Genomic DNA, 15,488 nt, shown 5'->3' on the forward strand with positions numbered 1-15,488 from the left:
GATGGCACCGGCGCGCAGCATATTTCGGACCTGCATGTCACCGGCGAGCTCGGCCAGGCGGGCCGGGGCGAGGTCGGTTTCCGAAAGCCGCAGGCGAATGGCGATATCGTCGCGGAGCTCGGACATCGACAGGGCGCGCGGTTCGGGCGGCACACCCTCCCGGATCGGTCCGGAACCCGGCTCCAGCGGGTGATCCGTTCGCGGCGTGGCGGATTCGCCGTGTGGGCGGCCGGTCGCGGGGTCTATGCCGGATTCGCCGTGCGGGCGGCCGGCGGCAGGGTTGGCGACGTGCTCGCCCGAGGTGAGTTCGGGGCGGGTGGATTGGCCGGTGAGCGCGCGAGCGGCCTGATCCGCGTCTTCCGCCAGTCCCGCGCGGGCAAGTCGATCATCCAGGCCGAGGGCGCGATACTCCGCTTCGGCGGCGGCCAACTGGGCCGGGTCGACCTCACTGCGCCAGTACTCCTCACCGGCGTACAGCTCTTCGGCGGTGAGCGGCCGCAAATCCTCGGGCCGCGGGGCGGTGGTCGGGGTTCCCGCCTCCGGATCCCCGAAATGACCTCGCGCACCGACATTTTCAGCGATCTCACGCAGGGCGGCCAGCGGATCGGGATGGCGGGACAACGCGTCGCCCATACCGAGCGCGTCCAACAGACGAGCGATCTGCGCGCGCTCCTCCGGGGTGCGCGGCGTCGAGCCCTGCTGCGGCGGCATCTGCCGCAGATGCTCACCCAGATCGCGCATGGCCGTGGAGCCCAGCGCCGGATCTATCTGCCCGACAACGGAATTCGACGCCTCGCGAGCAGGCAATTCGACCGTTGCGGCCTCGGATTGCGGAATCGCGGCCGGATCAGTACCAGGCGCGGACAATTCCACCGTGGCTGCCTCGGACAGCGGCACCCCGGCAGGATCCGGCGCTCGTGCGGACAACTCGACCGTAGGGGCCTCGGATTGCGGAATCGCGGCCGGATCTGCGCCCGGCGCGGGCAATTCCACCGTGGTGGCCTCGTGCGGCGGCACCGCAGCCGAGTCGGTTCCCGGTGCGGGCAGTTCCACCGTTGGCGCTTCTGACGAATGCTGTGGCGCGACTGGAGGATTCGCGGTGGGATCGGGGCCGGGGGCGGGCAGCTCTACCGTGTTCGCGTCTGGGGAGTGCTGCGGTGGGGTGGGGGTAGTTGGCGGATCGCCCGGGGTGAGCGGGACGGTTGGGTCTTCACCGGTCGGGTCGCCGTAGGACATTTTGCGATTCGGTGTGCCGTCGTCCGTGCCGGGGGCGTCGTCGGGGGCGTCCGGCGGTTTCAGGGTGCCGTCGGGGTTGAACGGGGAGTAGGGCTCGGCGGGCGGGGACGGTTGGGCCGCGGGTGGGGGCGGTTCGGGCGTGGGCTCGGGGATCGGCTCGGTGCCGCGCAGGGCCACCTGGTCTATCAGCAGTTGGTGCAGGACCTGGGCGGGCTCGCTGGCGGCGGGGCCGTTGCGAGTGAAATCGGAGAACGCCTCGGCGAGTGCTTCGGTCGGGTTCAGATCGCCGAACTCGCCGAAACTGTAGCGGCTGAGCTGGTTCATCCAGTCGTAGAAGCCGACCTTGGTGCCACGCGTCGTCTTATAGTGCTCGAGCAGGGTTTTGAAGGCAAGCTTGATCGCCTTCTCCTCGCCCATCAACTCGACCACGTGCCCGAATTCGTGCACGATCGTCGAATACACCGGGCGGTCACCGTGGCCGGGGACGAACGAGCCATCCGCGGTGCCGGTCCGGGCCAGGGCCGCCCACTTCTCGGGATGCTCGGCCAGATCCATATTGAGGACGATGCATTCAGCGGCGATACGGCCGTCCGGAGCGATCTCTTCGGTGACGAAGGCCGCGGTGTCCTTGTCCTCCTCGTTGAATTCGTCGATCTCGAGCGCGCGCAGGATGGTGCCGGGGTGCTCGGTCAGCATGGCGTCGACCGCGCGGGCGAACTCGCGCAGCACCTCGATATCGACGCGGGGGTCCTGGAAGCCGTCGATCTCCAGATTCCAGCGTTCGGTGAGTCGATCCTCGATCTGCCTGGAATCCAGGGGCGACCACTCGTCGTCCGGTCGCGGGGACCAATCGTGTTCGGCGGCAGCGGGATTCGAGTCGTCGGGGTGCGAGCTGTCCGGCGGCGTCTTCGAATTCTCGTGCGGCGGCGTGTGCTCCGGCCGCGGTTGTTCGTCCGGGACGGCCATGCGTCGGCGCGGGCTGTCGTCGCCGGGCGGATCGTCCGTATCGCGTGGGGGTGTGGGGTTTTCGGCTCCGGTGTCACGCGCGGGCAGCGTGCCCGACGCGTCGTCGCGGGCTGGACCGGCGCGATGCTCGCCGAGGGCGTCGGCCGAATCGCCGGTGAAGTGGTCGGTCAGGCGCTGCCAGAGTCCGCGCGGGCGTTCGGGTTCGCCATTGAGCGGGGCGGAACCGTCGAGCATGCGGGCGGTGATCCGATCCACCAGGCGGCCCGCGTCGGTGTCGGTCATGTGCTGGAAGCGTTCGGCCAGCAGATCGGACGGGCGGCCCGCACCGGTGGGCGGCGGCACGCGCCAGCCACCCTGACCGTCGCGTTCGAGCCAGAGATCCAGCGAAACGGTGTCGAGGCGAATCGGGTGGCGGCTGTAGCGATCCGGATCCTGCGCGCGGTAGGCGTCGTGCGGCTCGCCGTCCCAGGTGGACATGGGCAGGCGGCGCATCATCAGATCGCGGGCGACCGCGGCCGGATGCGGGTAGGTGATCGACGGGTTCGCGTCGGCTTGGCGGCGGCCCGCCTCCAGGAAGCGGTCGGACAGGTGGGTGGGAATCTGCTCGTGCATGCCGTCGCGGCGCATCGAGAACTTCGGGCGGGTGGTGTGATCGAAGGCGTCCGAATCCAGTTGCGCCAGCCAGCGGTCGAAACCCAGTGTGGTGGAGCCTTCTTCGCGGTAGCGCAGGTAGTGGGCGAGCATCTCGGCCACCGCCTCACCGTGCATGGGGCGGCGGAGTTCACCCTCGGCGTCGCCGTGGAACATCGAGCGGGTGTCATAGCCGCCCGCGCCGTCCGATGCGACGAGACGGTATTCGAGGCGGTGCGAGCCGTCCCACAGCACATTCGCGTAGCGCGGATCGGTGGCGGCCAGATCGTGCAGGGCGCGCAGATGCCCGCCCTCGGGGGCGAAGATCATCAGGACCGGCTGCACGCCCGTGGTGGTGCGCGAGCCGATCACCTGATCGGTGAGCCGCTCCCCCATCGGGTAGACACGTTGCAGTTCGGCTTCCGAAGCGCGCCTGGACAATTCGTTGGGGTCGGAGTGCTCTGGTGGCACCGTGGAGTCGTCGCCGGGCTGCGTGGCATCGGCCGGACGCGACTCGTCGGTGAGCGAACCGTCGGGACGGGGTGCGCCCGGACGCGATGCGTCGGCACCCGGGGAATCGGAACGGGTTGCGCCGGAGTTGAATTCGTCGGCGTTCGGGGTTCGGGAGCCCTGCGGCGGGTGGGCTTCCTCCGCACGAGGTGGTGTCACCGGCGGCGGGACCTCGCCGGCCGGAGCGCTGGACCAGGGCAGATCGGAGCGCGGCGGGGCGATGTGCGGGAGATCGATGGTGGGGTGGGCGCGTGAAGGCGCGAGATCGGGGGCGCGGTTCGACGTCGGGTTGCCCCAGGTGGGGTCGCCCGCTTCGCCGTAGGAGCGGACCACGTCGAAGGCGACTTCGGCGGCGTCCAGGCCGGTCTTCTTCAGGTAGCGGCGCAGGGCGTCGACACCCGCCACGTAGGCGCGGGTGGTGGGATTGTCGCCGCGTCCGCGGGCCAATTCCCTGTCGTAGGCGGCGGTGTAGGCGCGTTCGGCTGGACCCATCAGGATCGGGGTGCCGGAGTCACGAAGCAGGCGCAGGTGTTCGATCTCGACGGCGTAGTCGGCCGCGCGGCGATCGATGCCGGGTTTGGTGTCCTTACCGTGGGGCGCCGGGGCGGGCGTGGGTTCGGTACTCGGCGAAATGCCATGGGCGCGATCCCATTCCGCGCCGTGCACGACTCCCAGATCGTATTGTCCGACCAGCGGGCCTTCCGTGGTGATGCGCGCGGTCACCTCGCGAACGGCGGCGCGGTAGGCGGCAGCCTCCAGCATGCGGCGGGTCGCGCTGTCATTGCCGCGATAGGCACGCTGAGCGGTCTCGAGTGCCCGATCGCGGGTTTCCAGGAAGGCGCGCTCCAGCGGATCGCGCACCGCCGGGCGTTCGAAACCGTTACCGGAGAACCAGATTCGGCGATTCTCGAACGAGAGCGCCAAACCCTCGGCATGTCTGCCGAGCATGGCGCGCACGTACTCCGCACGCGTGAGGCCGAAGCGCTCGAGCGGGCCGTCGACGGTATGGATCGAATCGGCGAGGAAGGCGGCGCGCACCAGTTGGGCGACCGCGCCCTCGTGGGAGCTGACGGGGTAGCCCAGCACAACGGTATTCGTCGCCGGGTCGTAACCCAGGTACGGACCCTGCCTGGTGCGGCCGTCCGGACCGGTATGGGTCGACGCCTCCGGCTCGGCGCTGAAACGGATCTCGACACCGTGGCGGTCCAAGGTGTCGATCGCCCAGCGGCTGACATTGGTCCCGCCGTCCTGGAGCGCGGTGTGCACCACCTGATCCCGGGTGGCGGAGAGGTCGAGGGGGCTCGGATGGTCCGCCCACGCGCCGGGAATCGGCTCATGACCCGGAAGCGGGCGCTGACCGTCCACCGGCGGTTCGCGGTACTGGTCGGCGATCGCGGCCGGACGCGTCGGGTCGGCACCGCCGATGAAGCGGGGGTCCGCGAGCAGCGCCTCGACTCCGGCCGTGCGGGCGATCCGGTGGGCATCCGCCCCGGACAGGGCGGGGTCGGCCGCGCGGGCGGCGCGCACCGCGTCCGCACCGGCGATCAGATAGGTGTCCTGAACCGATCGCAGGTACTCGGATTCGGCTCGATCGCGCAGCAATCCGCCCGCCGGGTCGTAACCCGCGTTACGCAGTGCGCTGTCGAATTCCGCCTGCCTGCCGAAGGATTCGGCCGCGGCGTGCAGCGGATCGCGGGTCGGATCGGCGGATCCGGTCAGGGCATCGAGGTGCGCGACCGCGGCGACCACCGCCGACGCCTGTTCCAGCTGACCGCGGCCGTGCGTATCGATGACGAGTTCGTGGGTCGCGGCATCGAACCGGTCACCGGGGCCATCGCCTTCGGAATCGGTCAGGCGCAGGGTGACGCCCGCCTCGCGCAGCGCGGCCAGGGTCTCACGGCCCGGGGCGGCGTGCGGGCCGCCATTCTCGGTGAGCAGCAAGACTTCCGCGATGGCGATGAGTTCCGGGCGGGCCGGGCGGCCTGCCCAGGCGTCGGGGGCGTCGCTCGGGTAGGCCAGATCGCGGATGGGGCGGTCGGGGGATCCGGCGTACTCCATGCGTCTGGAGGGGCGACGTTCACCATCGTGCGAATCCGCCGGAGACGTATGTGGTTCGGCCACAGGGGAATCGGGATGATGCGCGGTATCGGCGCGTGCGTCGTCACGCGAGGGAGTGGGCGCGTCCTCGGCGGAGTTCTCGGGGCGGCGGCCGCCCGCGTTGTCACCCGAGTCATCCGGGGAGGACGGGCGAATCGGCTGCGCGCCGGGTTCTTCCGGCGGCTCGTCCGTACGGGTACCGGTGGATTGCTCATCCACATGAGGGGAATCGGCCGGGCGGGCGGGCGCGGGATCCTCGTGCTGGATCGGGGGCAGGTCGTCGATGGGATGGCCTGCGGCGCGCCAGCTTTCGCGGGCGGTATTGACCAGGACGCGGTTGAGGACCTTGGCGGGTTCGCTGGCGGCATCACCGTTGAGTTCGAAGTCGGCGAAGGCTTCGGGGAGGGCTTCCTGGGCGAAGAACATGCCGTCTTCGCGGAAGCTGTACTTGCTGAGCTTGTTCAACCAGGCGTCGAAGGCCGCGTGATTGCCGCTGATCGGGCCGTAGCGGGCCTCGTAGTAGTCGGCCAGGGCCTCGAAGGCGTGCTGATTGGCGACTTCGCCACCCGCGAAGTCGACGCCGTGGCCGAGCTCGTGCACCAGGGACGAATACACCGGGCGCTCGGCAGCTCTCGGAACGCGAATGCCCGCGGCCTCATCCGCCGCGACCCGGCTGCGGAACTCCTGCGGGTTGACGGCGAAATTCTCGTTCAGGATGAGACGTTCGGTGACCTTGCGGCCGTCGGGGGTATCGCCGGAATCCGCTATCGCGAATACATTCGAGTCGGAGATCTCGCCGATCGCGACGCTGCGCAGGTCGATGTACGGATGCTTGCCGAGCATGTCCTCGACCGCACGGGCGAACTCGCGCAACACTTCCGGGTGGATGTCGGTGCGATCGAAACCGTGGACCTCCAGGCCGAAGTCCTCGCGCAGCACGCGCTGGATTTCGTCGGGGTCGCGGATCGACCACGAATCCTCCGGGCGCGGTGGCCAATCCGGCTCGATCGGGAGCACGGTGCCGTCGCCGTCGCCCGCGCTATCGGTCGAATGGTGCTCCAGTGCGGGCTGTTCCGCATCATCGAGCGGCTGCGCGTGATCGACCGTGCCCCAATCGCCGTCGTCGAAGAACTCGGGACCATCGGCTTCGTCCTCGGATGAGCGCCGCGATCCCGGCTCGGACTGCTCCCCCGCCGGGCCATCCGTGCGGGTGGCGTCGGTGGGGCGCGGGTCCTGCGCCTTGGTCACCGTTCTCGGCGAGTCTGACGGAGCAGCGGACGGATCGAGCTGCGCGGCAAGGAAATCCGCGTTGTGCGCGGACGGATCGGAGCCATCCGGATCCGATGCGGGCGCGACCGGCGGATCTGCCGGTGGCTTCCCGCCGCCCGCCGCATCGGACGCATCCGGCTGGGGCGCAGACGAATCCGCTGCATCGGGCCGGGGCGCAGACGTGTCCGGGCGGGCGGTGGGCGCATCCGGGTCGGTTGCGGCCGGATGCTCATCGGGTCGGGTGGTGTGGGGGGCGGGCGCCTCGGAGATGGGGAGAACTGTGGCTTGGATGCCGAAATGGCCTTCGCCGCGGGCTTGGACGGCGTCGATGTGCAGGTCGAGGCCGTGCGCCAGGAGCATGGTGGGGAGACGATCGCCCAGCGGGGAGAGGTCGCCCAGGAAGAGGGCGGGGGTGCCGGCGGGGAGGGTCAGTTCGATGTGGTGGGTTACGCCGTCCAGCGACGGGAGAGCACCGAGGGTGGGGCGCAGGAATTCGGGGAGATGCTGGGCGGTGCCGACCAGGTCGAGCGGGGAACCCGGGAAGGGGTTGGTGTCGGTGGCAAAGGTGACCATCACCGGCTCGCCGAGCGGATGCAGGTTCAGGGCGCTGTTGATATCGCCTATGGCACGGGCGATTTCGGGCGTCGGCTCGGCCTCACCGCGCAATACCGCGTCGATGGCGGCGGGCGTGGGGGCATCCGGGCGGGGACGCGGGCCGTCGGCGGACGGATCGCCCAGGTAGGCGCGGATGGCCGCGCGTTGCGCATCGGTCAGGCGGGCGTGCGCGTCCGCCCAGGTCTCGCGGCCGTAGGCGAGGGTGTGCGGGAGATCGAGGGCGGGCTCATCGGAGGTGCGCAGGAAACGCACGGGCTGATGGCCGTGGCCGATGCGGACGCGCTCGTCGAGCATCGTCCGCTGTTTGGCGGCGAGACGGTGCACCGGATCACCGTCGGGCTTGAAGAGAATCGCATGCGTGCCTTGGGTTTCGCGCGGCACCACCGGCGGAAAACCGTGCTCGCGCTCGGCGGCCGGATCCCTGACCACGATCTCGCCGCCCTCATTGACCAGCAGGTAGGCGTGCGCGCCCACACCGTAGGCGTCCGCGTCACCGGCGTAGTGGTCCACCACCAGCGCCGCGGAACCGGGGCCGAGGTCGCGCAGGCGGTCGGCGATGGCATCGTGATCGGGGTACTCGCGCAACCGTCCGCCCGCGGCCGAGACCAGCTCGTCGCGGGACATGCCGGATGCGCCGATGGTGCGCTCCGGGATTCGAATCCGATCGCTGCCGGTGATATCGCGCAGCAGTCGCAACGACAGTTCACCACAGCGGCCTCGGGTGGAGCGGCGCTCTTCCTGGTCGGGAGCGGGCGAATCATCTTGCCGCGCCGGGGATTGCGCGGTGTCATCCAGGCTGCCCGGATGCGGGGTCGCGCCATCGCCGCGATCCGGCGGGGTGGAACGGTGGCCGGGCTCGTCCTCGGGCTTGCGGGCGTTCGGGCGGGGCTCTGCGGCGTCGGAGTCGGCTCGGTCCGTGCGGGCGCGCGAATCGGCGGGGCGTTGGGCGCCATCGTGCGTGTGCGGGGTCGCGCCGTCGGCGATCGGAATCGGGGCCACCAGCAGGGCATCCGGGTCATCGGCGTGCGGGCGGGAATCGTCGTCGGATCCGCGACGGGACGAATCATCCAATGCGCGAGCAGGATCCGACGCACCATCGCGGACCGGGTGCGGCTGTCCTCGAGCATCCGAGTCGGCCCTGGCGCGATCGGAATCGCCTTCCGCGTCCGAGCGCGGTTTCGCGTCCGAGTCATGGGACGTCGTATCGTCAGCGCGCGGCGAATCCTGCTGCCGCTCTACGGAATCCGTGCGATCGCGAGAGCCGTCTTCGGCATCCACGCGTGGGGATCGGCCCGAATCGTGAGGAGTGGCGGCGTCGTGCGGCGGTGAATCCTGTTGAGAATCAGTCGCATCCGCGCGATCGCGCGCGCCATCGTACGAACCCGGCCGAGTATTCGGATCGTCGCCACGCGGAGTTGGCTCGTCGCTGCGCGGAGCGGACTCATCACGATGTGAGGTGATCTCATCGCTACGCGGGGGCGAGTCGTCGCTACGCGGCATGATCTCGTCGCGACGCGGAGCGGTTTCATCGCTATGCGGGGCGGAGTCGGTGCGATCTCGGGGAGCATCCGGCGAATTCTGGTGGTCACCAGGGGTTTCCGTGTGGTCGCGAGGGGCGTTGTCGGAGTTCGGGTGGGGAACGGCGGAGTCGTCTGGGTGACCGGCGCGGTGGTTCGTGTCGGTGGGGTTCGGAGCTTCGGATTCGGGTTTGGGGGCAGAGGTGTCCGCGTCCGATTCCGGGGTGGGAGTGGCGCGATCCGTGTCGGTGTGGTCGCCGGTTGGGTCGGTCGCGTCCGAATGGGGGGCGGATCGCTCGGGTGCGGGGGCGTCTTTGGCGACGTCCGGGTGAGGGGCGTCGGGGCGGGGTGCGTCCGATGAGTCGCGGGTGGGGGTGGTATCGCCGTGGTCGGCGTGGGGAGCGGCGGTTTCGGGGGTGGCCGGTTCGGGCGGGGTGGCGGACTCGGCGCGGGGGGCGGCTGCGGGGCGATCGGTGGTGGGGCGGGCGTCAGCGGCGCGGGGTTCCGGATTCGTCTGGGGGCGAGTGGTTTCGGTGCGTGGGGTGGTGGCATCGGTCGGGCGTGGGGTTGTGCCGTCTCCGGCACGGGGGGAAGTGTCGGCTCGGGGAGCGTTGGCGTCGGCTCGGGGGGCGGTAGTTGATCCGGGGGTGCTTCGGTCGTGGGCCGCACCGGCGGTGGCGTTCGGGTTGGAGCTCGCGTTCACGCCGGAGGTCGCGTTGGCGGCGGATCCGGCCGCGGCGTTCGCGTTCGGTGCGGTGCCCGCGTTTCCGGCGGATGGCGCGTTGGGGGCAACGGCCGCGTTCGCGCCCGCGCTTGCCCTCGGGGCTTCGCCCGCACCGGTGTTCGCGGCTGCGGCGGCGGGACCGGTGCCGCCGGTGCCGGTTTGGGGGGCCGCGGCGGGGCTGGTGCTCGGCGACCCGCTGCCTGGGGTTGCGCCGCTGCTCGGTGCGGAACCGCTGCTCGGCGAAGAACTGCTGCCGGGCGAGGAACTGGCCGGAGCAGCGCTGCTGGGCGAAGCACCGCCGGGGGAAGAACTGCTCGGTGCGGAACCTGCCGGGGCGGAACTGCTCGGTGCCGAGCCGCTTGCGGCCGCACTGCTCGGTGCCGCACTGCTCGGTGCCGCACTGCTCGGTGCCGCACTGCTCGCGGCCGCGCTGCTCGGCGCGGAGCCAGTCGGGGCAGCGCTGCTCGGCGCGACGGCGGCTGGCGCGACGCTGTTCGCGGCGGGGCCGGGGGTTGCCGATAGGGCCGCGTCGGAGGTGTGCGGAATGCCTGCGCGCGAGCCGGGGTCGGTGGATGATGGTGCGCCGCCCGGTGATTCGGACGGTGAGTGGCTGTTCGAGGAGCCGTTCGGGGATAGCCCGGCGTGTGAGCCCGCGCCGTCATGTGCTGCGGGGTCGATTGGACCGGTGTCGTTCGCGGCTGGAGACCGGGTGCTGATTCCACCGGGATGATCAACGGTGGGGCGGGATTCGCCGGTGGTGTCGTCGTTGCCGTGAATGGGGCGGTTGCCGTTCTCACCGGTATCGGGGCTGCCCGCGGGGTGCAGGGAGCTGCCGTCGCCGCCGTGAGTGGCGCTCGGGGTGGAGCCACCTCCGTTGTGGCCGTTGGCATTCGGGCCGTTGCCGTTCGCGCCGTCGCCATTGACGCCGTTCAGGACGGGGGCGTTGCCGGGGTGGAGGCCGGGACCGGCACCGGGGTCGAACTCGGGCGGGCGGAAGCCGATACCGGGCACATTGCGCCCGCTGCCGCCCAGCTTCGAATCCCAGAAGTGATGCGCCCGGGCATGCATATCACCGGAGATCGCGCCATTGGAAATGCCCGCGGTGAGCATGCGCGGATCGAATTGGGTATTGGCCAGGTTCTGCACGGCCTGGTCCCAGCCGTGCTGCATGACGTCGGCGGCGAACTGGGTGCCGGTCGCGGCGACGAAACCTGCTCCGGCACCGACGATTCCGGCTCCCATACCGGTGACTCGGGCGGCCACCAGATGATTGACCCCGGCATGGCCGAGCTTGTTACCCGCCCACTCACCGAGCGGCCCCGCAGCCAAACCGCCGGCCGCCGAGCTGACCATCGTGACGGCCGCCTGCGTCCAGTTGATGTCCTTGCGGTGCCCCTCGATCACCTGCCATTCCTGAATCCCGAGCTCCTGCAAGGTGCCCAGCGCGGTATCGATGGCGGCGTGCTTGAGGAAGAACTTCACGAATGACGCACCCGCCATGCGCGCCACCCGCGCCAGAATGGCGTCCAGCGCCTCCCGGCCGATGATGCGCACCGCGACCCGCGTGAACGCGACCGCCACGGCCTCCGCCGCCGGTGCGGTCGGCGGAAACAGCCAGGCCGCCGCGATCTCCCCCGCCAGCAGCACCAGCGAGGAATAGAACATCAGCTTGGTGTATTCGATCTCGGTGCCGACCCCGTCGGCCGATTCCCCGATCTGATCGAAGTATTTCGCCAGATCCGGCAGCGAGGTGCTGTCCTTGTCGCCGCCCTTACCGGACAGCGAATCGAACGCCCGCGACATCTCCTCGACGCCCTTGCCATCCGGATACGCGTTCAGCGTCGCGTATTTCGCGTCGTCGATGGCGGACATCATGTCGCGCAGGCCCGAGGCAGCGGTGTGCCAGTCCTGTGCGAGCGCTCGCATCTGGTCTTCGTCCCCGTGCGGCCATTCCATGCCGACGAGCCAGCCCAGCCATTCCAGCGATCCGGGCAGTTCCATCATGTGCGGAGGTTCACCCCGATAGTCCGCCGCTACCAACCGGAATCGGTGGCCGCATTGCGACGCGGGGCCGCCGTACCATCCGATTCGGGATTCGACTGTGCCGCAATGCGTTCCGGAGCCTTCGGCGGGGCCGTCGACACCACCGGAGGCTCCGGTACACGCAACTCCCGGCTCAGATCCGGCATACCCGGCACCAGCTCGGACAGTTTCGGCAACCGCTCCCGATTCTGCGAGACCGGCGCGAGCACCTCGCGCCCGCGCTTGGCCACCTCGGCCGCCGCCTGCTGGGCCGCCTCGGTCACCGCCTTGGCGATCTCGGCATAGTCCAAATCCTCGATGCTGGAAGAGAATTTGGTCTCGATCACGGTGCCATCGGCATTCACCGTCACCGTCACCCGCTTCTGCCGCACCGAGGCGGTCGCGGTCAAAGCCGCACGCTCACGCTGCAATTGGGTGATGGTGCGCATCTGGTCGGCGAAGCCTTCCAGGATATCGGTCAGATCGTTGCGCGCGCGTTCATTGCTCATCGGCTCAGTCTCACTTGAACTGTCCGCCGTTGCCGTCATCCATACGGGTCAACAACTCCAGCGCGTCCTGCTGCCCCTTGGAGAAGTTGCCGAAGGTGCCCGACATATTGCGGGCGCCCTTGATGATGTTGATGCTGCTCTTGCCATAACCGTTGTCGCCGTCGACGAACCCGGCCCCCATGGTGTCGTTACCCCACGGCTCACCGCGCCCCGTGGAGTCGGCGACCAGCTTGTCCACCACTTTGTCGATACCGTCGCGGACAATGCCCGTCTTGTTCGACGCGGTGCGCAGCAGGTCCTTATAGGACTTCAACCGGTCGTTCACGAGTCGTCTCCGTCCGTTGGGCGAGAACCGCGGGGGTTCCAACCCTGACAGGCCAGAGCGACCGATCAGTTGACGGAATATTAACGGCGAGTGCCGATTCGAGCGGGGCACGAACGATCCTCGTCCCGCCCCACCGGACTCATACCTGCTGCTCGCCCCGAGCTTCCATATGCCGCAGCACATGATCCACATACCGCCCGACCCGCTGCACCAGCCGCTCCGGACTCGTAGCCACCGCGCGAATCTCGGGCTCGTCGAGTTCGAACAGATAGCGGCCGTCATCGGGTTGATCCCGCCACAGCGCGCTCTGGGTCAGCAGTCCGCGCGGACCGAAGATCGACCGGCCCTGCAGGACCCGGATCCACCCGCTGTGCTCGGCGGGCTCCGCCCAGAAGGCCCGGCTGCGGACTTCGGCCGTATCGTCGAACGAGTCGAAGGCCAGCGACTGCCTGGCCTCGTAAGGATCGCGTTCCGGAGGCTCGAACACCATGGGCAGCGGCGGCGCGCTGCCCGCCCCGGTTTGCGGCAATTGCGCGACCATCAGCGCGGGCAGCTGTTCGGGATCACATTCGGTCAACGTGAAACCCGCACTGTGATAGATGGTTTCGCCCATCTTCTGGGTGATCATGACCGCGTTCCAGCCCAGCCGCGCACCGTGCACCTGAATGCGGTGCTCCGGATTCTCGTAATCGCTGTCGCGCCAGGCGGTCATGATGATCTGGATCTCGGGCTGCCGCAGTGTTTCGAACACCGCGGCCAGGCCGGAATCCAGCCGCTCACGCAATCCGGCCTCCAGCTCGGCGAGTTCGCGTTCGTAGTCATCGAGCAACGGGGTGCGACTGAAATACGACAGCGGCGCGGGCAGCGCCCCATCCAGAAAACGGTTGCACAGCACCTTGAACTCGTCGTCGGTGAGCTCCCAGGTCACGCCTCCACCACCGGATCGGCCTCGGAGTAGGCGTGCGCCACGGGCGGCGGTTCACCGATATGCGCGAGCGCGGACAGGAAATCCACCGGCGGCGGTTCATGATCCGCGCCCGCCTTGACGCCCGCCATCATCGGGTTGTCCGAAAGATCTGCTGTCACACCGAAAACCGGCTGCGTGAAACTCGTATCCAGGCCCGCGCGCGGGAACAGGTTGGTCAACCCGCCCGCCGGCGTGGTCGCGACCGCGGCCGAGGCGGGGGTCACCACGGCCGCGCCCGCGGGCGTCACGTCACCGGGCAGCCCGGCCGTCGGAACCACCGGGGTCTGCCCGGAGGTCAGCCCGAGTAGCTGCGAGAGCTCGGCCAGCTTGTCCGGCTGGTCCTTGATCTGTGCCATGGCCGCGGTCACCTTGTCCTCCGGCACTCCGAGCAACTGCGCCAGCGCACCGGTGTCACCGGACTTCAGCGCCGTATCGAGCGCGGTGAGCAGCGACGGCAACGACTGCGCCGCAGTCGTTCCCGCGCTCATCAAACCGCTCAGCAGACTCGACAGCTGGGAAAGACCCTGACCGCTGTTGGACGCGTTGGACGCGGGACTCGTCGTCGAACCCGTCGAGGGCGTGCTGCCGCTCGGCGAGGTCGAGGGCAGCGAGGCGCTCGGCGTAGTGCCATTGCCGTTCGGATTGGCCGCGTTCTTGGCATCGTCGGCGGCCTTCTTATCCGCGGCGGCCTTGGCGTCGTCGGCGGCCTTCTTATCGGCCGCGTCCTTCGCATCCTGGGCTGCCTTCTTATCGGCGGCGTCCTTGGCGTCCTGCGCCGCCTTCGCATCAGCGGCAGCCTTCTTATCCGCTGCGTCCTTCGCGTCCTGCGCCGCCTTCGCATCGCCGGTCTTCTTGGACTGATCGGTCGTGCCGCCACCGCCGGTGTCGTTCTTGGCGTTCGACTTGTCCGACGGATCGGTCTTCTTGTCGTTCGGGTCGGTCTTCTTGTCGTTCGGATCCGTCTTCTTGTCATTGGGATCGGTCTTGGGTCCGGTGGAATCCACCGGCTTGGGCTGATCCAACGCGGGCGGCGAGATGATCGGCAGCGAGTTCTGCGTCTCCTTGCCGCCGTTCTTCACATAGTCGGTGTCGAAGCGATTCTGGTAATCGCCCAGACTGGTGCCGCCCAAACCGCAGGTGCTCGGGTTGTCGTCCTTCTTCCACGGCATCCGGGTGGACACGTACAACATCCAGTGCGCGGTGAAATCCAGCACCTGGCTCATGATCTTCATGGTGTCGACCAGCGGATCGGTATCGGTCGCGTACTTGGCGACCGCCTTGCGCGCCGCGTCCGCGCCCGCGCCGTGCCAGGAGTTGTTGAACGCCTCGACATCCATCACGAAACCCGAGACGGCGGTATGCACCTTGTCCGCCAACGTCTTCCAATCCTGCGCGGCGTAATAGATGCCCGCGGTATTGCTCAGGGTGTTGTGCAGGCCGATCAGCGGATCCCAGCCCTGATTGCCGCCGTTCTCCCAATCGATGTAGATCGAACCGAGCGCGCCGCCCGGATCCTTCGACTTCTGTGCCTGATCACGCCACTTCTTCACACTGTCGGGCAGATCGTGATCGATCTTCCCCAACTCGATCAGACCTATCTGACGGTTCTTGGTGTCGATGCCGACGGGGGTGAAATCGTCGGTCTTGGGGAGCTTGTAATCGTCCAGCGCCGGAATGGTTCTGCCGGCCTTGTCCAACTGCTCCGCGGAAAGACCATCGGTGTCCTTGTACGCCTTACCGGCGGCACGGAACGTGTCCACCATGGCCTCGAGGATCGAGATGTGCCGATCGAACGCGGTCTGCAGCTCGAAACCGCGGGTGCTCAACGCCGTAGCGAGCAACTCCCCGGACTTCATATTGCCGATGTTCGGAAGCTTGGTCAGCCCGAGATCGTCCACAGCTCGTCTGAAGCCGCGCATCGCCAGGATCACCTTGCCGGCCGCCTCCATACCCTTCTGCGCCGCGGAAGGGTCGAACTGCAGGGTGTGCCCCGCGACCGCGGTGTTCAGGTCCGTGCCCCAGGCCGCGGTTTTATTATCAGGTGCCATCGGTGCTTCAGTCTCTTCCGCCCGTGATCAACTCGTTGTGCACAGCACAGCCT

5 protein-coding genes (1 of these 5 only partly in view) are annotated in these 15,488 nt (G+C 68.9%); all 5 read right to left on the reverse strand.

Going from position 1 to position 15,488, the window contains the following annotated elements; translation table 11 throughout:
* Positions 1–11,568: the 5' portion of a hypothetical protein gene (locus AB0L82_RS25040; RefSeq protein WP_364640957.1), read on the reverse strand. 18,585 nt of this gene lie to the left of the window's left edge; only the first 11,568 of its 30,153 coding nucleotides appear in the window; the start codon lies at positions 11,566–11,568; its stop codon lies off the left edge, out of view.
* 29 nt (positions 11,569–11,597) lie between these two features.
* A complete protein-coding gene (locus AB0L82_RS25045; protein WP_364640960.1) occupies positions 11,598–12,095 on the reverse strand; it encodes a YbaB/EbfC family nucleoid-associated protein in 498 nt (165 codons plus the stop codon).
* Between the two features lie 10 nt (positions 12,096–12,105).
* Positions 12,106–12,420, reverse strand: coding sequence for a hypothetical protein (locus tag AB0L82_RS25050; protein WP_364640963.1), 315 nt, complete (start codon positions 12,418–12,420; stop codon positions 12,106–12,108).
* 139 nt (positions 12,421–12,559) lie between these two features.
* Positions 12,560–13,348, reverse strand: coding sequence for an ESX secretion-associated protein EspG (locus tag AB0L82_RS25055; RefSeq protein WP_364640965.1), 789 nt, complete (start codon positions 13,346–13,348; stop codon positions 12,560–12,562).
* Entirely contained in the window at positions 13,345–15,435 is a 2,091-nt protein-coding gene (locus tag AB0L82_RS25060; protein ID WP_364640968.1) for a hypothetical protein, read from the reverse strand. Before AB0L82_RS25060 ends, AB0L82_RS25055 begins: the two co-directional genes overlap by 4 nt.
* Positions 15,436–15,488 lie beyond the last annotated feature (53 nt).

The sequence above is a fragment of the Nocardia sp. NPDC052001 genome (genome assembly GCF_040680615.1).
Taxonomy (GTDB): Bacteria; Actinomycetota; Actinomycetes; order Mycobacteriales; family Mycobacteriaceae; genus Nocardia.